14 protein-coding genes are annotated in these 19,850 nt (G+C 35.2%); 10 read left to right on the top strand and 4 right to left on the bottom strand.

Annotated elements, in window-relative coordinates; genetic code table 11:
* Positions 1 to 16: 16 nt before the first annotated feature.
* The 8 genes from ACQ65V_RS13725 to ACQ65V_RS13690 all read left to right on the top strand — a co-directional run bounded on the left by ACQ65V_RS13725 (position 17) and on the right by ACQ65V_RS13690 (position 13,260).
* Positions 17 to 1,816 (top strand): glycoside hydrolase family 15 protein, encoded by a 1,800-nt coding sequence (locus tag ACQ65V_RS13725; RefSeq protein ID WP_412560698.1) that lies wholly within the window; start codon positions 17 to 19, stop codon positions 1,814 to 1,816.
* Between the two features lie 153 nt (positions 1,817 to 1,969).
* Positions 1,970 to 3,907, top strand: coding sequence for an alpha-1,4-glucan--maltose-1-phosphate maltosyltransferase (locus ACQ65V_RS13720; RefSeq protein ID WP_430468347.1), 1,938 nt, complete (start codon positions 1,970 to 1,972; stop codon positions 3,905 to 3,907).
* Between the two features lie 2 nt (positions 3,908 to 3,909).
* Positions 3,910 to 5,541, top strand: a complete 1,632-nt coding sequence (locus ACQ65V_RS13715; protein ID WP_412560700.1) for a maltokinase N-terminal cap-like domain-containing protein — start codon at positions 3,910 to 3,912, stop codon at positions 5,539 to 5,541.
* Between the two features lie 3 nt (positions 5,542 to 5,544).
* Positions 5,545 to 7,455, top strand: a complete 1,911-nt coding sequence (glgB, locus tag ACQ65V_RS13710) for a 1,4-alpha-glucan branching protein GlgB (protein ID WP_430468346.1) — start codon at positions 5,545 to 5,547, stop codon at positions 7,453 to 7,455.
* Positions 7,456 to 7,620: 165 nt separating this feature from the next.
* Entirely contained in the window at positions 7,621 to 10,038 is a 2,418-nt protein-coding gene (locus tag ACQ65V_RS13705) for a glycoside hydrolase family 31 protein (protein ID WP_155087730.1), read from the top strand.
* Positions 10,039 to 10,118: 80 nt separating this feature from the next.
* A complete protein-coding gene (locus tag ACQ65V_RS13700) occupies positions 10,119 to 10,949 on the top strand; it encodes a M48 family metallopeptidase (protein ID WP_412560702.1) in 831 nt (276 codons plus the stop codon).
* Between the two features lie 70 nt (positions 10,950 to 11,019).
* Entirely contained in the window at positions 11,020 to 12,327 is a 1,308-nt protein-coding gene (locus ACQ65V_RS13695; protein WP_430468345.1) for an MFS transporter, read from the top strand.
* 18 nt (positions 12,328 to 12,345) lie between these two features.
* Positions 12,346 to 13,260: a hypothetical protein gene (locus ACQ65V_RS13690; RefSeq protein WP_430468344.1), complete on the top strand. Its 915-nt coding sequence runs from the start codon at positions 12,346 to 12,348 to the stop codon at positions 13,258 to 13,260.
* 138 nt (positions 13,261 to 13,398) lie between these two features.
* On the opposite strand, the gene ACQ65V_RS13685 is transcribed toward ACQ65V_RS13690, so the two are convergent.
* Genes ACQ65V_RS13685 through ACQ65V_RS13670 form a run of 4 tightly spaced genes read right to left on the bottom strand, consistent with a single transcriptional unit; the run spans position 13,399 to position 16,360 of the window.
* Positions 13,399 to 14,124 carry a head GIN domain-containing protein gene (locus ACQ65V_RS13685; RefSeq protein ID WP_430468343.1) on the bottom strand — a complete coding sequence of 242 codons (726 nt, stop codon included), beginning with the start codon at positions 14,122 to 14,124 and terminating at the stop codon, positions 13,399 to 13,401.
* A 43-nt stretch (positions 14,125 to 14,167) separates the two neighbouring features.
* Positions 14,168 to 15,256 (bottom strand): hypothetical protein, encoded by a 1,089-nt coding sequence (locus ACQ65V_RS13680; RefSeq protein ID WP_430468342.1) that lies wholly within the window; start codon positions 15,254 to 15,256, stop codon positions 14,168 to 14,170.
* Complete coding sequence (locus tag ACQ65V_RS13675; protein ID WP_430468341.1) at positions 15,234 to 15,797, bottom strand: hypothetical protein; 564 nt, start codon at positions 15,795 to 15,797, stop codon at positions 15,234 to 15,236. The genes ACQ65V_RS13680 and ACQ65V_RS13675 overlap by 23 nt, the downstream gene beginning before the upstream one ends.
* An 11-nt stretch (positions 15,798 to 15,808) precedes the next feature.
* Positions 15,809 to 16,360 (bottom strand): RNA polymerase sigma factor, encoded by a 552-nt coding sequence (locus tag ACQ65V_RS13670; RefSeq protein WP_430468340.1) that lies wholly within the window; start codon positions 16,358 to 16,360, stop codon positions 15,809 to 15,811.
* Between the two features lie 227 nt (positions 16,361 to 16,587).
* Between ACQ65V_RS13670 and lon the strand changes: the two genes are divergently transcribed.
* On the top strand, positions 16,588 to 19,041 hold the full coding sequence (gene lon / locus ACQ65V_RS13665; protein ID WP_430468339.1) for an endopeptidase La: 2,454 nt from the start codon (positions 16,588 to 16,590) through the stop codon (positions 19,039 to 19,041).
* Positions 19,025 to 19,777, top strand: coding sequence for a LysM peptidoglycan-binding domain-containing protein (locus ACQ65V_RS13660; protein ID WP_430468338.1), 753 nt, complete (start codon positions 19,025 to 19,027; stop codon positions 19,775 to 19,777). The genes lon and ACQ65V_RS13660 overlap by 17 nt, the downstream gene beginning before the upstream one ends.
* The last annotated feature ends 73 nt before the right edge of the window (positions 19,778 to 19,850 follow it).

The following is a 19,850-nucleotide window of genomic DNA, read 5'->3' as shown; positions in this document are numbered from 1 at the left end:
TAAAAACAAAAATTTCATGAATAACTTAGATTATGGTATTATAGGCAACTGCAGAAGTGCCGCTTTGATTTCTAAAAATGGCTCAATGGACTGGTGCTGTTTACCTCAGTTTGATTCCCCTTCCGTTTTCGGAAAATTATTGGACGAAAACATTGGCGGATCTTTTGGATTCGAAGTCGATGACAGCTACAGTATACAACAACACTATGTAGATAACACAGCTATTCTAGTAACTAGGTTTAGCAATGGTTTGGATGCTTTTGAGGTGAGGGACTTTATGCCAAGATACCATAAGGAGAATGGTAGTTATCATTCTCCGCCAGAGTTTATTAGATATATTAAACACATATCAGGTAAGCCTACGGTAAAGGTTATTTACAATCCCAAACTAGAATATGCCAAAGAGGAAACCAAAACCTACATAAAAAATGATTTTGTAGTGAGCTTAACCGATAATGAAGCTTACGATACCTTGTTTTTATACACTGATTTAGATAAAGAAAAACTAATTAAAGGGGAGGAGCTAGAGATTGCTTCTGATCATTTCTTTTTGGTCGGATACCATGAAAAACTATTTGTTCCAACTTTAAAAATGGCATTTTTAGAATATGAGCGTACAAAAGTCTATTGGCTGAATTGGATGGAGCGCACCACATCTTTCAAACGTTATGGCTCGCATATAGCTAGGAGTGCAATGACGCTAAAATTACTGAGTTACGATAAAACAGGCGCCATTTTAGCAGCCGTTACCACTTCCTTGCCAGAGACTATCGGTGAAGTTCGTAACTGGGATTACCGTTTCTGTTGGATTAGAGATGCTTCTATGGTAATAAAGGTGATGTCAACTTTGGGTCATAAGAACATTGCTAAGCGCTATCTTAAATTTATTATCAATCTAATACCAGATAAGGATGAGAAACTGCAGATTATGTACGGCATCAATGGTGAGAAAAAATTGACCGAAGAATTCTTAGATCACCTTTCTGGATATGAAAACTCCAGTCCTGTTAGAATTGGGAATGCGGCTTACAAGCAAAAGCAAAATGATATCTACGGCATATTGATGGATATGATTCATCAATTAGTATTGAATTTCAATAACGATATTGAAGATGGAGAAGCTCTTTGGAACATTACCAAAGGTATTGTTTGGGTAGTGAATAAACACTGGCAAGAACCAGATAAAGGTATATGGGAATTTAGATCAGAAGACAGACATTTTACCTTTTCAAAAGTGTTGTGCTGGACAGCGGTTGACAAAGCCATAAAAGTAGCTAAATTATTGGGTAAAACTTCAAAATTGGCACGTTGGCAATTGCTAGAGGAAGCCATAAAAGAAGATATTATGGTCAATGCCTGGAGCGATAAAGCAAAAGCCTTTACACAGTCTTATGGCTCAGAAGACTTAGACGCTTCGGTTTTGCTAATGGAGTCTTACGGCTTTATAGATGCCAAGCATCCAAAATATGTAAGTACAGTTAAGGCTATTGGGCGAGAGCTATCTTTCGACGGCTTGTTGTATCGCTATAAAAATCAAGACGATTTTGGGTTGCCATCATCGTCCTTTACCATCTGTACATTTTGGTATATCAATAGCTTGTACAAAATAGGTGAAGAAGCTAAGGCTGTAAAGCATTTCGAAAAACTATTGTCCTACAGTAACCATTTAGGACTGTTTAGTGAGGATTTGGATTTTAAAACCAAACGCCTTTTGGGTAATTTTCCACAAGCTTATTCGCATTTAGCTTTAATTGAAACAGCAATAAACCTGTCTAAAATAACTAGTGATGAAAAAGTGAAAGGGATGCTGTCTTAAATGACCGATCTATATTGAAATTTGAGAGATTTCTGTAAAAGTTTTCTAAATAGTTGACATTTCAAACGTTATAGTGCTTACTTAACTCATATTGTCTTTTATATATTGAGAATGTATAGTACTTTCGTGATATAATAACAATCAACCAAAACTATGCATAACCAAAAGCGAGTAGTTATAGATGCAGTTAAACCTCAAATAAACTGCGGAGAGTTTTTCATAAAACGTATCGTAAACGAAATTGTTAACATCGACGCACATGTTTTAGTTGATGGGCACGATGTTATCGCAGCTTCTGTGCTTTATAAGCACGAAAAAGAACGCAAATGGAGTGAAGCAAGGATGCATCATACAGTAAATGATGAATGGAAAGCTTCATTTACTGTAGAGAAACAAGGATTTTATAGCTATAAGGTTGAAGGTTGGGTTGACTATGCGCTTAATTGGCAACATGGTACAGAACGAAAAATTGATGACAATCAACACGTTAAATCAGAGCTTCTAGAAGGGATAGAATACCTTAAACGGCTGTTGAAAAAAGCAACAGTTACAGAGAAGGAGTATATACAACACTGTATTGATGTTTTTGGTGATGAAAATCAATATGACAAAGCAGTAACTGAAGCAAAAAGTGAAAGGCTTCATAAAATTTTCTATAAATATCCTGAAAAACATTTAGTCAATACCTCAAAGGAACTTCAGATACATGTAGATCGTAAAAAGGCATTGTTCAGTACTTGGTATGAGTTTTTTCCGAGGTCATCGTCAGAAAAGGAAGGTGAACACGGTACATTTAAGGACTGCGAACGTTTATTGCCAAGAGTAGCAGAGATGGGCTTTGATACATTGTATTTTCCGCCAGTGCATCCTATTGGTGAGGTCAATAGAAAAGGAAAAAATAACACCACCGAAGCAAAAGATGGTGATGTTGGTTCTGCTTGGGGAATTGGCTCTAAGTATGGAGGTCATAAGGATATCCATCCGCAATTAGGTACAATAGAAGACTTTAAAAAACTTGTAAAAAAAGCAAAGGATCTCAATATAGAAATCGCTATGGATTATGCGTTGCAAGCTGCGCCAGACCATCCATGGGTAAAGGCACATCCAGACTGGTTTAAATGGAGACCAGACGGAACCGTGCAGTATGCTGAGAATCCTCCAAAAAAATATCAGGATATTTTACCTATTTATTGGGAAAGTAAAGACTATAAAAACCTATGGCAAGAATGTTTAGATACTTTATTCTATTGGATAGACTGTGGAATCAATGTCTTTAGAGTAGATAATCCACATACCAAGCCATATTATTTCTGGAATTGGGCAATTTCCGAAGTTAAAAAGAAACACCCAGATGTGTTGTTCTTGGCAGAAGCGTTCACTAAGCCAAAGGTGATGCAACAATTAGCTAAACAAGGTTACACGCAGTCTTACACGTACTTCACTTGGAGAAACACAAAGCATGAACTTATAGAGTACATGACTGAGCTAACCCAAACGGATCAACGTGAATATATGAGACCGAATTTTTGGCCCAATACACCAGACATAAATCCATATCATTTACAAGGAGCCAATGAGTCTAAATATATACAACGATATGTTTTGGCAGCAACTTTAAGCTCTAATATTGGTATTTACGGTCCTGTTTTTGAGCAAATGATAGATGATGCCATTCCTGGTAAAGAGGAATACTTTATGTCTGAAAAATTCGAGGTAAAACATTACAACTGGAATGTTGAGAATAAACTGACCACAATTATATCAAAAGTAAACGCAATTCGTCATCAACACGAGGCTTTGCAACAAACCAACAATATTAAGTTCTGCCATATTGAAAATGACAATTTAATTGCGTTTTATAAGTGGAATGATGCCAAAACAGACGAACTTCTAATCATCATAAGCCTTGAGCAGTATTATGCTCAACAGGGAAATGTCCAATTGCCATTAGAAGAGCTTGGTGTTCAACATGGACATCAAATAACTGTAAATGATCTAGTTACAGGAAGTAGCTATAATTGGCAAAGCGAATGGAATTTTGTTGAGTTGCATCCCACCTTACCATTTCATATCTTTAAGATAAATAAATAGAAATGTCTTCGAGAAAACCTTTAGCTGTAGATGTTAAGACACCGTACAATTTTAATGTACCGTGGGAAGAATTGATGGAAAATGAGGATTTTGTAAAGGTTTTTTTGTCCGATGTTTTAGAAAAATATATAGTTAAGCAGCGTTGGTATGGTGGCAAGTCGAGCAAACTAAAATACATAGAACTTTCAGAATATTTTAGAATCCAGCAAAAGGAGGAAGTATATTACGGACTAATTTTAGAGGTTAATTTTACCGAGGCCTTTTACCAACATTATTTTCTACCAATCGCCTTTGTTACGGATGAAGATTTTGCAAATGATGATCGTATTCTTCCCATTAGTATTCAAAATCAAGAAGGCTTTATTATTGATGCCATAAATCTTGAAGCCTTTAGGCGCGTTGTTTTTGAGAGGATATTAACTGCTGTTCCTAATGATAGGACGAGAGTTCAATATAAAAAGAGTTCTTTGTTTGAAGATTGTGAGTACGAATCTTCGAGATTTATGGGTATGGAACAAAGTAATACGTCCATAATTTACAACGATAAATGTGTGCTTAAATTCTTTAGACGAATCTATGCAGATCGCAATCCTGATTATGAAATGAGCCGTTTCTTGTCTGAAAAGAAAGAATTTAAAAATACACCTGCATACTTGGGAAGTATGCAAATAAAAGATCAGGAAAACACTAACATAACCATTGCGTTAATGAACGAGTTGGTGCCCAATGAAGGTGATGCTTGGGACTATATGCTCAAAGAATTACATAAAATATTTAGCAATTTAGAATACAAAAGAATTCAAATAGATAAATTACCCAAAACAGAACGCTTCAAGCGTTTGAGTATTAGGGAAATTCCACCTCAAATAATAGATTGGGCAGGACTTAATGTGTTCAATAAAATCCAAACACTAGCTAAGAGGACTGCAGAGATGCACATTGCACTAGGCTCTGAATTTGAAGACACATCCTTTACTCCGGCACGTTTTAATGGTGATTATACCGTGTGGTTAAAAAATAGATTGTTATATCAGTTTCAAAATCGTTTAAATGCTGTAGAAAATAATATGCATAAGTTAGACGGATTGGCTTTGGAACTAGCTAATGAGTTTCTCGAAAAGAAAAACGACATTAGAAAACGATTTGTAAATTTTGATTGGACCAAATTAAAAGGAGAACGACTGCGAGTACATGGTGATTACCACTTGGGGCAAATATTGGTAAAAGATGAAGATTTTTATATTATAGATTTTGAAGGCGAACCAGAAAGTACTATTAGAGATAGGAAAGTGAAACAGCCGCCTTTAAAAGATGTTGCAGGTTTATTTAGGTCGTTTCATTATGCCATTTATGCAACAATATTTAATAATCAAGAGAACTATAAACAAAGTCAAGACGAACTCTTTGAAGCAGGCGAGATTCTATATCAATATTTTATCGGCTTATTTTTAGGAACTTATGTTGTAGAGATTCAAAACGCAAATATTAATATAGGATATGAGCAAGAGCGCATATTTTTATTAAAATATTCATTATTAGAAAAAGCAGTTTACGAGTTGGGTTACGAGCTTAATTCACGTCCATTATGGGCAGTCATTCCTTTAAAAGGAATTTCAAATATCATCAACCACTAATTTATGGCAGAAGTAATTGTACACAGTTTATTTACCGATTTTGATATTGATTTATTTAAATCAGGAAAGCATTACAGACTTTATGAAAAATTCGGTTCTCATATAACAACTGTAGATGGAGTAAAGGGAACATACTTTGCCGTTTGGGCACCAAGCGCTAAAATGGTATCCGTTGTAGGTGATTTTAACTATTGGTTAGAAGGTGACCATAAGCTCTCAGTAAGATGGGATGGAAGTGGTATTTGGGAAGGGTTTATCCCAGAAGTTGGTAAAGGCAACATTTATAAGTACAAAATCCATAGTCATCATAACGATATAAAAACTGAAAAAGCAGATCCGTATGCGCGAAGATGTGAGCATCCACCAAATACGGCTTCCATAGTTTGGGACGATAATTATAAATGGAAAGATTCTAAGTGGATGAAAAAGAGAAAGAACCACAATGCACTAGATGCTCCTTTCTCCGTTTACGAAGTTCATTTGGGTTCATGGAAAAAGCAAATTGAAGAAAATAGATTTCTTTCGTATAAAGAACTTGCTGATGAATTAGTGGCTTATGTAAAGGAAATGAACTTTACACACGTAGAATTAATGCCTGTAATGGAATATCCTTACGATCCATCTTGGGGCTATCAACTCACAGGTTATTTTGCGCCAACATCACGTTTTGGCTATCCAGAGGAATTCAAGTTATTGGTGGATAAACTACATCAAAACGATATCGGAATTATTTTAGATTGGGTACCATCACATTTTCCTGAAGATGCACATGGTCTTGGTTTCTTTGATGGTTCGGCCTTATATGAGCATCCTGACAAACGTAAAGGATATCACCCAGATTGGAAGAGTTTGATTTTTAATTACGGACGAAACGAGGTAAAGTCTTTTCTTGTAAGTAATGCTATTTTTTGGCTAGATCAATATCATGCAGATGGGTTGCGAGTAGATGCTGTAGCTTCTATGCTGTTTTTAGATTACAGTAGGGAAGAAGGTGAGTGGGAGCCAAATATGTTTGGTGGTAGAGAAAATCTTGAAGCCATTTCATTTATGCGAGAAATGAACGAGGCTGTTTACGGAGCATTTCCAGATGTGCAGACCATTGCAGAAGAATCGACGTCATTTCCTATGGTGTCTAAGCCAACGTCCTTAGGTGGACTGGGATTTGGAATGAAATGGATGATGGGATGGATGCATGATACCTTGCAGTATTTTGCAAAAGAACCCATTTACAGAAAGCATCATCAGAACGACTTAACATTTAGTATGACATACGCATTTACGGAAAATTTTATGTTGCCTCTGAGTCATGATGAGGTGGTTTATGGGAAGCATTCTATTTTAGGAAGAATGCCTGGTGACGAATGGCAGCGCTTTGCCAATTTAAGGTTGTTATATTGCTACATGTTTACGCATCCTGGTACAAATCTCTTGTTTCAAGGTGCAGAATTTGGTCAAAGTGAAGAATGGAATTTTCAGCAAAGTTTAGATTGGCATTTATTGCAATATGAACCTCATAAAGGGGTGCAAGCATTAATAAAGGATTTAAACACACTTTACAAAAACGAACCAGCACTTTACGAAAAACAATTTTCTGGTGACGGCTTTGAATGGATCGATTATAACGATTCAGAAAATTCAGTATTAGTTTACATTAGAAAAGGAAATGACGAAACCAATGATTTGGTCATAGCTTGTAATATGACACCTGTACCTAGGGAAAATTACAAAATGGGTGTTCCGAGAAAAGGAAAATTAAAAGAAATTTTTAATAGTGATCTTAAGAAATATTTCGGTTCGGGTGAGTATAAAAACAAAATACAATCCACTAAAGCCAATCCATGGCAATTTAGAGACAATTCTGTTGAAATAGATATACCGCCTTTAGGTGCAGTTGTATTAAAATATTCAAAATAAAAAAACTGCATGATTCGTTTTATTGGGTTTTAAAAATTATCATTTTCATAAAATTAGTCATCGAAATCGATATAGTTAACAATTCATTATAAATACTAGTGTTTACGCTTTCTCATGTTCTGATTTTTCCTTTTTTTTACATGCACAAATCCTCAAATTCGTACAATGATTGTAAATACAGAATTAGAACAAAAAGGAAATTTATTTCCATCTAAAATAATAGGCTTTGAAAAGGACGTTGATAAATTATATTTTACAACAGATAATGATGTTATTCTTCAATTAACAGTTTTACGAGATAGCCTTCTTAGGTTTAGATATACTACCGTTGGCAACTTTGATAACGATTTTTCATATGCCATAACGAAGTATGCTAGTATTGGGTATAACCGATTAAAAATAGACGAAAACGAAGATTACTTTGTGGTTACAACGTCTAAGTTGCGTTGCGATATTTCTAAGGAAAGTCTAAGAGTATCTATTTATGATGTTAAGGACAATGTGCTTATTAATCAAGATGAGATTGGATTTCATTGGGAAGAAAGTTATGAGTTCGGCGGAAACATTGTAAAAATGAGTAAAGTATCCAATGATGGTGAAAGCTACTACGGATTGGGTGATAAACCAAATCACTTAAATCTTAAAGGAAAGCGCTACACCAATTGGGTGACGGACTCATACGCTTACGGAAAAGATACCGATCCTATATATAAAGCCATTCCATTTTACACAGGTTTACACCATGGCAAGGCTTACGGAATATTCTTTGATAATTCGTTTAGGTCTTCATTTGATTTTGCGCAAGAACGTAGAAATGTAACAAGTTTTTGGGCTCAAGGAGGTGAGATGAATTATTATTTCTTTTATGGTCCCAAAATGACTGATGTTGTAGAAAGTTATACCGATTTAACAGGAAAACCTCACCATTTACCACCTATGTGGGCATTAGGTTTTCATCAATGCAAATGGAGCTATTATCCTGAAAGTAAGGTTAAAGAAATCACTTCTACATTTAGAAAACTAAAAATACCATGCGATGCTATTTATTTAGATATTGATTACATGGAGGGTTTCCGTTGCTTCACTTGGAACAAAGATTATTTTCCAGATCCTAAAAGAATGGTGTCAGAACTTAAAGAGCAAGGCTTTAAGACTGTCGCTATAATAGATCCAGGAATAAAAATTGATAAAGACTATTCCGTTTTCAAGGAAGGGTTAGAGAAAGATTATTTCTGTAAGCGTGCAGATGGTGCGTATATGAAAGGTAAAGTATGGCCTGGCGAATGTCATTTTCCTGATTTTACCAATGCTGAAGTAAGAGAATGGTGGTCTGGTTTATTTAAGGAATTAATAGAAGAAATTGGGATTAAAGGGGTTTGGAATGATATGAACGAGCCTGCTGTTATGGAAGTGCCAAACAAAACATTTCCAGATGATGTACGTCACGATTATGACGGGAATCCATGTAGTCATAGAAAGGCACATAACATCTATGGAATGCAAATGGCAAGGGCAACATACCAAGGCTTAAAAAAATACTCTTACCCAAAACGGCCATTTGTTATCACTAGAGCTGCATATTCAGGGACACAACGTTACACGTCTACATGGACAGGTGATAATATTGCAAATTGGGAACATTTATGGATAGCTAATATCCAAGCGCAGCGAATGTCCATGTCTGGTTTCGGTTTTGCTGGTAGTGATATTGGAGGGTTTGCAGAACAACCTCAGGGAGAGTTGTTTACACGCTGGATTCAACTTGGGATTTTTCATCCTTTTTTTAGAGTTCATTCATCAGGAGATCATGGTGACCAAGAACCTTGGGCGTTCGATGAAGATGTAACGGACATTGTTAGAAAATTTATTGAAATCAGATATCAACTTCTGCCATATTTATATACTGCATTCTGGAACTACGTAGATCACGGTACACCATTACTTAAATCTCTGGTGCTTTATGATCAGGATGATGTTAATACCCACTATAGAACGGATGAGTTTGTTTTTGGTGAACAAATTTTGGCGTGCCCTGTTTTAGAGCCTAATGCTAAAGGGAGAAGAATGTATATCCCAAAAGGGAGGTGGTACAATTTCTGGGATGATGAAGTCGTAAAAGGTGGAAAAGAAATGTGGATTGATGCTGATATAGATAGCATGCCAATTTTTATAAAAGAGGGTGCCATAATTCCAAAATTTCCCATACAGCAATATGTTGGTGAAAAGGAAATTAAAGAGGTTACTTTAGATGTCTATTACAAAAAAGGTAAGGAGGAAAGTGAATTGTTTAGTGATGCCAATGATGGCTACGATTACACAAAAGGACGTTATAGCTTAAGGAATTTCACACTTACTGGTCGTAAAAATGAATTAATTATCAATCAATATAAAGAAGGAAAGTTCATTACGCCTTATGAAACATTCAAAATACAAATTCATGGTTTGCCTTTTGATATTTCTGAAATCCAGTTGGATAATGAAACTATTTCCCTTAACCATTTAAAGTCTAACGGTACGAGTTCCTTTGTAGTGGATAAGAATTTTTCTGAGTTACATATAAAAGGAAATCAGTCAAAATCTTAGTGACCTATAGTTTATTTTAGTGTCAAAATATAAACGAACTGTTTTTTGTATTTTAGTAACTCTATTTAAAACCATTAGCTATGAATTTGAAAAAAGCCATATTAACTTTAGTAATTACATTAGTAGTTGTCGCTTGTAAAACGAATCCCTTTACTGGTAAAAAAACTATAGCACTGGTCTCCAATGAGCAATTGTTCCCTTCTTCTTTTTCACAATATAACCAGGTTCTTAGTGAAAGTAAAGTGGTAACTGGCACCAAGGACGCAGAAATGATAAATAGAGTAGGTCAGCGTATTGCTGTAGCATCAGAACGATGGTTGAATGCAAATGGATATCAAGGCTATTTAGATGATTATAAATGGGAATATAAGCTTATTGATTCTGAGCAGGTAAATGCTTGGTGTATGCCAGGTGGAAAGATTGCATTTTATACAGGAATATTACCTATAGCTCAAAATGAAACTGGAGTTGCAGCCATTATGGGTCACGAGGTTGCTCATGCTCTAGCTAATCATGGTCAACAGCGAATGAGTACAGGTATACTGCAACAAGCTGGAGGAATTGCTGTAGCTGTCGCAGCAGGTAACGAAAGCCCAGAAAAACAACAAATGTGGATGCAAGCATACGGCATAGGAACAACAGTTGGGTTTGCATTGCCCTTTAGTAGAAGTCACGAAACAGAAGCAGACAAAATTGGCCTAATTCTTATGGCAATTGCAGGTTATAATCCTGAAGAAGCGCCAGAGTTATGGAAACGTATGAAAGCAAATAGTGGAGGTCAGTCTCCACCAGAATTCTTAAGTACACATCCACATCCAGACACCCGTATTAATACACTAAATGAATTAGTTCCTAATGCAAAAGCTGAGGCGAAAAAATATGGTGTCACAAGTTTTAGACCTATAAATTAATATTAAGTTAATATAATTTAACTACTTTAGAAGCTGCTCAATAAGAGCGGCTTTTTTTATTAAACTATCTATGGGAGAACTTAAAAAAGGAAGTAAAAAACTTCTAAATGCATGGGCATTTTACGATTGGGCAAATTCTGTTTATACGCTTACAATAGCATCATCTATATTTCCGATTTTTTATTCAGCGCTATTTATTTCAGAAGTAAAAAAAGTTACTGCTTTTGGATACGAATTTAAGAGTACTGCCCTTATTACTTTTGTTACGGCCTTCACCTTCTTAGTTGTAGCGATTATATCTCCAATATTATCCGGTATTGCAGATTATGTTGGTAACAAGAAGAATTTTATGAAATTTTTCTGTTATGTAGGTTCAGCTGGGTGTATTGGTTTATATTGGTTTAGCATAGAGCCAGATAGAATTCATTTCAGCTTATTGTTTTACTTCATGGGACTTATAGGTTATTGGGGAAGTTTAGTGTATTACAACTCGTATTTACCAGATATAGCCTACGAAGAACAACAAGACAGTATAAGTGCTAAGGGCTTTAGTATGGGATACATAGGGAGTGTTTTATTGTTAGTTGTTAATTTGGCTATGGTTATGACTCAAGACACTGGCGAAGATAAAATGCAGATGATGCGCTATTCCTTTATAACAGTTGGTGTATGGTGGGCATTGTTTAGTCAATACACATTTTACATTCTTCCAAAAGGAACCTCTTCGGGCCATAAAGTTACCAAATCAGTTATTTTCAACGGTTTTAAAGAATTAAAGGGAGTTTGGAATCAACTGAAACAGAACTTAAGATTAAAACGTTACTTATATGCTTTTTTTGTATTCAGTATGGCAGTACAAACTATAATGTTAGTAGCTGTATATTTTGGTGAAGAAGAAATTGCATGGGGAAGTGACGAGGCTAAGACCACTGGCTTAATAGTAAGTATTTTGGTAATACAGCTCGTTGCGATATTAGGAGCCATATTAACATCAAGAGCGTCGGCAAAATTTGGAAACATACAAACTCTAATTGCAGTTAACTTTATTTGGATGTCACTTTGCTTTTATGCCTACTTTATGGAAACTCCTCTTCAGTTTTACATAGCTGCTTCATTGGTTGGGTTAGTAATGGGCGGAATTCAATCATTGGCAAGGTCAACATATTCTAAGTTTTTACCTGAAACTGAAGACACCACATCTTACTTTAGTTTTTTTGATGTAGCCGAAAAAATAGGCATAGTTATAGGGATGCTAATCTATGGCTTTATTGACCAGATAACTGGAAGCATGCGTAATTCTATTCTGTTTTTATTTGTGTTCTTTTTATTGGGAATTATCATGCTCTTTAGAGTACCTAAAGCGGAGATTCAAAATTAATGCTTAACTTTAGATGCTATGTTAAAGAAAATAAGTTTACAATATCTTTGTATTGTAATGCTGTTCCTTGTGGGTTGTCATAACGAACCTTACGAGGGAGAGATTATAATTGTAGATAATTCTTGCCTATTGGCGATGCAGGCTACTGCAGATGCTGCCGTAAATTTTTCTTCCGCTACTGAAAATAATTACAGCGTTTTATGTCAAGTTTATAGAGGTGCTTTAGAGGATCAAATAGAAATTTGCGGTGATGAAGATGGCAGTTTACAAACGCTAGTTGACGCGTTAGGAACCTGCGTATTGGATGAAGATCTATGTGATGAAGCCATAGCTGCAACTGAAATTGCCCAAGAAGACTATGAAAACGCAACTGATGATACCCTTGAAGATTTGTGTAATGTCTATGTGGATGCATTGGAGTATCAAATTGAAGTCTGTGGAGATGATGGTACATTACAAGCTATCATTGATGATATCGGTGATTGCGCGCCTGTTTTTCTAGATCTTGTTGGTAATTGGAGGCTGATTTCATGGCTAAACGATCAAGGCTTAGATATTGATAACGATGGAGAAGTCACCTTTGACTATTTAGAGGAAATTGACTGTTATGATAACGAAACCATTACTTTTAATGGTGATGGAACAGGTTTGTTTTTCTATAGATCTATAGCTGAAATAACCTACACACCTACAGGTCCCGAAGGTGAAGACTTCTTTGTAGACTGTACTAACATAAGTCAAACTATATCTTTTACCTGGACACAAAACGGTAATACGGTAGCTATTACTTTTTCTGATGGTACTACGATAAACCATTTTAGAAATGCTGATAGCTTATTTGTTGTAGTAAATGATGGGTTTACAGCCACTAGTACAGTAGATGGTACATCAACCATTGTAGAGCCTGTGACTTATGTCTATGAAAAATACTAATAAATTGTAGGGTTAATGGTTAAGGTCTAATTAGGAAAATCAGCTTCTGATAGTTTTTCTTTAAAATTAGTTTAGGCTTAATAAAAAAAGGACCAGCAAAGCCAGTCCTCATTCATTTTTTGGTTGATTGATTTGCTATTAATTTCTCACTTTGCCTGAGCCAGTAACCTTAGTATCCTTGCTTGTTGGTGTGCCAGAATAGTTTACATTACCAGATCCAGAAACTCTTGCTTTTAGTTTGCCATTACAAACCACATTGACGTTTCCTGAGCCAGCGATTTTGGCTGTAACGTTCATGCTTTTTAAGTTTTTTCCATTAAAATCACCAGAACCGGCAATCTCAGTACTTAAATCCTTTGTTGAGCCGCTCAGTTCAATATCACCAGAGCCAGCAATACTGCTTTCTACAGTGTTAGAACTGATGTTTAAGTTAATATCACCAGAACCTGCCAATGACACTTCAAACTCATCTGTATTAATTGTTCCTGAGTTTTCTATATCACCAGATCCGGCAAGCGAAACAGAATTTATAGACTCATAAGGTACGGTGACTACAATAGTTTCTGTTGGTTTTATATTAGTGCCTTTTTTTACTTTAACCACAAGATTCCCGTCTTTAACTTCGGTTACGATGTAATCCATAAGGTTGGCATCTCCCTTAATGGTAATAGTACCTTCTTTACCTTCAACTAATTTAAAATCCATTGGCCCTGCAGCTTTTAAGCCATCGTAAAACCCTGTAGTTCTTGTTATTGTAGTGATGTTGCCATCACCTTTAACTTTTTCCCATTTATCCCACTGTGCACAAGATGTTGATACACATAGTAAGAATACTAATACTGTGATTGATTGTATTGCTTTCATTTGTTCGTTTTTTTATGTTGGTTATTTGTTTCGATGCCGTGATTTAGTTTTTCGTAAAACTAACGCTTCCGTATTCTGATTTAATATTTACCATATTACCAGAGTTTTTAGAACCGTAGTAGCCTTTATATTTCTTTTCAGAATGATTAGCTTCCTTTAGTGTGAAATTAAAACCATCAGAATCTCTTAGTGAGCAATAATCTAAATCTATATCAAAATTGAAATTGTAGCCAGCGTCATACCCAATGGTAATACCTGTAAATTCAGAATCAATATTTATGTTTTTTGCTTTTGAAGCCATACGGTCAATTTTTAAGGATCCATAGTTAGATTTTACATCTACATTCTTAAAAACATTTCCTAAACGCAAGCCTAAATAATCACCATTTCCTTCAACATTGTTGACATTTTCGATCTTTAAAGCACCATAATCGCAGTTGTATTTTACATTTTCCACAACTTCTACTATCGACTTTGAATAATCGGCATATATGTCTAAATTTTCTGCTTTTGCAATGGTATAACCACTATAGTCTGCATTAATTTTAGCACTTTTGATATACTCAAAATAACAGTTGTTGGTATAATCAAACCTAAGTTCATTATTGTCTGCCATGAGTTCTTTGGTGGTGATTTTACCATAATCACAATTGATTTTTGCTCTTCCTTCTAGCTTATCTAGGTTAATGGCTCCATAGTCATTATTTAAATCCACGTTGCCAGATATTGGCATTTTAATAACGTAGTTGATTTCTAACTTAAGGTTCATCTTTTTGCCCCAGTTCCACCAGCTTTTTTCCTTCTTTTCAATATTGGTCATGGCAGAAACCAAATCGTTACTTGCAGAAAATTCTACGTCTATACCATCTAAACGCTCTTGTACTTTTTCAGCATCATTACCAGATACCTTAATGGTAATATCAAAATCAATTCTATTTTCATTCCATGTTACAATATCCAGGTTGCCATAGCTGTTTTTCACTTTGAGTGTAGCGTTAGGGGACACATTAAATGATTTTTTAATGTTGCGTTCTTTTTCTGTCTTCGTAGCATCTTTTCCTGTGTTTGCCAATGCTATAAAAGGCATTAACAAGAACAATAATGCTAATCTAAATTGTATTTTTTGGTTCATCGTTGTTGGTTTTTAATTCTTTAATAGTTTCAATTTGTTCTAAGACTGTATTTAAAATATCAATCCTGTTCTGAAAGTTGCTAATCATAGCGTAGATAACACGTTGGTCATTATTACTTTCATTTAAATCTGTTTTTAAATTCTGATACTCTTTTTCTAAAAGTTCAATTCTGTTTAGAGCATCTGTGATCACCTGTTCGGTTAAAGGTGAACGTTCGTTGTTCAGCTTTTTTAATTCAGTTTGAATTGTAGCAGTGAAGAAATCTTGGGCTTCAGACATTTCTGGTGACACGCTTGCCAAATCCATAGCTTCGGGTTCGCTTTGTAATGTTGCAAACACGCTAAAGCAAATGACCAAAGAAGCTGCTATAGCTAAAAATGGTTTCCAGTTAAAGCCAGATGTCTTTTCAGAATCAACAGAAGCTGAATCACTGGCTTTTAATTTATCTAAAAACCGGTTTTCATGTCCTTCGTTAGGTTGGTTTATATCAAACTCTCCTTTAAGGTTATCAAATAAATCGTTTAAAGTATCTTTTTGCATCGCTTTAAAATTTAGGCTGTTTGCATTAGTTTTTTACGTAAACTTTCTTTTGCTCTAGAAATCATTGTCCTACAATTGGCATAAGAAATATCCATTATGTCACAGATTTCTTCATAATCGTAACCTTCAATAAGGTGTAAAGACAATCCTAAACTATAGTTAGGTTTCAAGGTTTTCATCACCTTTAAAATGTGTTTTACTTTATCCGTATTTTGGTTACATTCTTCAATGCCGTTGTCATCTTCAACTTTGTATATTACGGTTTCTAAAGGCACTTCTTTTTGCTTGGCAGTTTTATTGTAGTGTGCAATACTATTGTTCACTACAATACGTTTTAACCATGCCCCAAATAATTTGGTGTCCTCTAGAGTATTTAACTTTGTAAATGCCGTTAAAAAAGACTCTTGCATTATGTCCTCAGCCCTATAAGAATCCTTTACAATCCTTAAGGCTGTATTATACATAGCTTTGTTGTATCTATTGTAAATTTCCAACTGTGCAAGTTGGTCACTAGATTTACAAAGCAATAATAACTGTTCGATATCTTGATTGGTTGATGTCAAAAAAACAATTGCTTTATTCTAAAGATGAGGTTGAACTTAGATTGTTACAGTTTGCATAAAAAACTTTTAATTTCTATAAAGGTAATGGCATAACAATTGAAATTATACTAGTGTGAATAACTTTGAATATCTTCTAATCTGTTGATATTCAGTATAAAGTTAATTATTAATACATTTAAACAAACGCTAGTCTGTAAATTTTAATGACAGAATGGCTTAAATATACTATGGGAAAACAAAAATTTTTAGGACTTGACAGTTTGTCATTTCAGGATTTTGACGAAAATTCAGAGTTGATTCCTTTGATGACACCAGAAGATGAAGAGTTAATAAATAATGAAACTTTACCAGAATCCTTGCCGATTTTACCACTTAGGAATACGGTTTTGTTTCCAGGAGTCGTCATTCCGATTACGGCTGGTAGAGATACATCCATCAAATTGATTAATGATGCCAATAAAGGTGGAAAAGTTGTTGGTGTGGTTGCTCAAAAAGATGAAGCGGTTGAGAATCCTTCAGCAAATGATATATATAAAGCAGGAACCGTAGCTAGAATCTTGAAGGTGTTGAAAATGCCAGATGGTAACACAACCGTTATCATACAAGGTAAAAAACGATTTGAGATAAATAAGGTTATACAAGAGAAGCCTTATTTAACGGCTACAATTTCAGATTTGCCAGAAGTTAAGCCAGAAACCCAAAATGAGGAGTTTTCTGCTATAATAGATTCAATTAAGGATTTATCATTAGACATTATAAAGGAAAGCCCAAACATCCCTTCTGAGGCAAGTTTTGCCATAAAGAACATTGAGAGCAATTCGTTCTTGGTCAACTTCGTATCTTCAAATATGAATTTAAAGGTTGATGAAAAACAAAAGCTGCTGGTAATAAACGATCTAAAGGAACGTGCGCTTGAGACCTTAAAATTTATGAATCTCGAATATCAAAAGCTAGAGCTTAAGAACGATATTCAGAGCAAGGTTCAGAGCGATATGAATCAGCAACAGCGTGAATATTTCTTGCATCAGCAGATGAAAACCATTCAGGAAGAATTGGGTGGAGGAGTCTCTTCTGGTGAAGAAATCGAAGAAATGAAAGCGCGCGCCAAGAAAAAGAAATGGGATAAAAAGGTAAAAACGCATTTCGATAAAGAATTATCTAAGATGCAACGCATGAATCCTCAGGTTGCTGAGTATTCTATTCAACGTAATTATCTAGATTTATTTTTGGATTTACCTTGGAATGAATTCACTCAAGATAAATTCGATTTAAAGCGTGCAATGAAAATCTTGGACCGCGACCATTTTGGATTAGATGATGTAAAGAAACGTATCATTGAGTATTTGGCGGTGTTAAAGCTGCGTAATGATATGAAGTCTCCGATTCTTTGTTTATATGGTCCTCCAGGTGTTGGTAAAACATCTTTAGGTAAATCTATAGCTGAAGCCTTAGGTAGAGAATATGTGAGAATATCTTTAGGCGGTTTGCGTGACGAATCTGAAATTAGAGGGCATAGAAAGACTTATATTGGTGCTATGCCAGGACGAATCATACAGAGTTTAAAGAAGGCACAAACCTCCAATCCGGTTTTTGTTTTGGATGAGATAGATAAATTATCAACAGGGAATCAAGGTGATCCGTCGTCTGCGATGTTAGAAGTGTTAGACCCTGAGCAAAACAACGAATTCTACGACAACTTCTTGGAGATGGGTTATGATTTGTCTAAGGTAATGTTTGTGGCTACAGCCAATAGTTTAAATACCATTCAACCAGCATTAAGAGATCGTATGGAAATCATTAATGTTACGGGTTATACCATTGAAGAAAAGGTTGAAATCGCCAAACGTCACTTATTGCCAAAGCAGTTAAAAGAGCATGGTTTAGATAGTTCTAACCTTAAAATCGGAAAACCTCAATTAGAAAAAATAGTTGAAGGTTATACACGTGAGTCTGGTGTTAGAGGTTTAGAGAAGCAAATTGCAAAAATGGTACGTTATGCGGCCAAAAACATTGCGATGGAAGAGGATTACAATGTAAAAGTGTCTAATGAAGATGTAGTTGAGATTCTTGGTAGCCCGAAGTTAGAACGCGATAAATACGAAAACAATAATGTAGCAGGTGTTGTTACAGGCTTAGCTTGGACTAGAGTAGGTGGTGATATTTTATTTATTGAATCAATTTTATCTAAAGGAAAAGGCAATCTCTCTATCACAGGTAACCTAGGAAAGGTTATGAAGGAATCTGCCACTATTGCCATGGAGTATATTAAATCCAATGCAGATAAATTTGAAATCAACCCTGAAGTATTCGAAAAGTATAATGTTCACATTCACGTACCAGAAGGAGCCACTCCAAAAGATGGGCCAAGCGCAGGTGTTACAATGTTAACCTCTTTAGTATCTTTATTCACGCAACGTAAAGTGAAAAAGAGCATTGCCATGACTGGCGAGATTACGTTGAGAGGAAAAGTGTTACCAGTTGGTGGTATTAAGGAAAAAATCCTAGCGGCCAAACGTGCTCGTATTAAAGAAATTCTACTTTGTGAAGACAACAAACGTGATATAGATGAAATTAAACCCGAATACTTAAAAGGGCTGACTTTTCATTATGTGAAGGATATGAGCGATGTTTTAGATATCGCGATCACTAATCAGAAAGTTAAAAATGCAAAGAAACTTTAAATTAATTCTTTCTATAGTTGTTGTTCTGTTGGCAGGTGCACTGGCTTTCGGACAAGAAGAAAAGGTTGAATATAAAGATGTAGTTCTAGACGGTAAACCTGCAAAGCTTAATGTGGTCACTGGTGAAATTACTTTGGTAGATCCTAAGCCAGATAAAAAGCCTGAAGTTTCGAAAGCTGATGATTTTGAGAAAGAGGAAATTAATTCCAATTTTCATATCGTTGAAGAAAAGGAAACTTTACTCGATATTGCCAATCGATACAATACAACTTTAACGGAATTAAAAAGAGTTAATAATTTAGAATCGACCTTAGTTGAAAAGGGTCAAAAGCTTCAGGTTAGAAACTTTGATGTAGTTGAAATTGAAGAAGCCAAACCTGAAGTCTTAACGCAACCTTCAAAATCTAAAGCAAAAACTAAAAGTTCTTCCGATTTTCATATCGTAGAAAAAGGACAAACCTTATATAGTCTGGCCAATCGTTATGGATTAACAGTAAGTGAACTTAAACAGCAAAACGATTTAACGTCAAATTTGATTAAGGTTGGTCAAGAGCTAAGAGTTGCTAATTTTAACTCTAATATTGGTAAAAGTGATTTATCGGTATGGACTGTTTCTAAAGGTGATACGCTTTACAGCATTGCCAAGAAAAATGGACTTTCCGTTGAGCAACTTAAAAGCTTGAATGGCTTAACCAGTAATCTTATAAAAGTTGGTCAGATATTGCGATTACAATAGAAAAGGACTTCACTCAAAAAATAAAAAAATCATATCATCGTTTTAAGATAGATTTAGTTATTTTGCATCGTTT

The sequence above is a fragment of the Winogradskyella ouciana genome, assembly GCF_965284585.1.
Taxonomy (GTDB): Bacteria; Bacteroidota; Bacteroidia; order Flavobacteriales; family Flavobacteriaceae; genus Winogradskyella; species Winogradskyella ouciana.
This window is presented reverse-complemented; position numbering and strand designations above follow the sequence as displayed.

Excerpts from the sequence above, each read along its gene's own strand:
- ACQ65V_RS13715 (WP_412560700.1), top strand. The coding sequence starts at position 3,910 with ATGTCTTCGAGAAAACCTTTAGCTGTAGATGTTAAGACACCGTACAAT.
- ACQ65V_RS13660 (WP_430468338.1), top strand. The coding sequence starts at position 19,025 with ATGCAAAGAAACTTTAAATTAATTCTTTCTATAGTTGTTGTTCTGTTG.
- ACQ65V_RS13695 (WP_430468345.1), top strand. The coding sequence starts at position 11,020 with ATGGGAGAACTTAAAAAAGGAAGTAAAAAACTTCTAAATGCATGGGCA.
- ACQ65V_RS13705 (WP_155087730.1), top strand. The coding sequence starts at position 7,621 with ATGATTGTAAATACAGAATTAGAACAAAAAGGAAATTTATTTCCATCT.
- ACQ65V_RS13680 (WP_430468342.1), bottom strand. The coding sequence starts at position 15,256 with ATGAACCAAAAAATACAATTTAGATTAGCATTATTGTTCTTGTTAATG.
- lon (WP_430468339.1), top strand. The coding sequence starts at position 16,588 with ATGGGAAAACAAAAATTTTTAGGACTTGACAGTTTGTCATTTCAGGAT.
- ACQ65V_RS13720 (WP_430468347.1), top strand. The coding sequence starts at position 1,970 with ATGCATAACCAAAAGCGAGTAGTTATAGATGCAGTTAAACCTCAAATA.
- ACQ65V_RS13690 (WP_430468344.1), top strand. The coding sequence starts at position 12,346 with ATGTTAAAGAAAATAAGTTTACAATATCTTTGTATTGTAATGCTGTTC.
- ACQ65V_RS13700 (WP_412560702.1), top strand. The coding sequence starts at position 10,119 with ATGAATTTGAAAAAAGCCATATTAACTTTAGTAATTACATTAGTAGTT.
- ACQ65V_RS13725 (WP_412560698.1), top strand. The coding sequence starts at position 17 with ATGAATAACTTAGATTATGGTATTATAGGCAACTGCAGAAGTGCCGCT.
- glgB (WP_430468346.1), top strand. The coding sequence starts at position 5,545 with ATGGCAGAAGTAATTGTACACAGTTTATTTACCGATTTTGATATTGAT.
- ACQ65V_RS13685 (WP_430468343.1), bottom strand. The coding sequence starts at position 14,124 with ATGAAAGCAATACAATCAATCACAGTATTAGTATTCTTACTATGTGTA.
- ACQ65V_RS13675 (WP_430468341.1), bottom strand. The coding sequence starts at position 15,797 with ATGCAAAAAGATACTTTAAACGATTTATTTGATAACCTTAAAGGAGAG.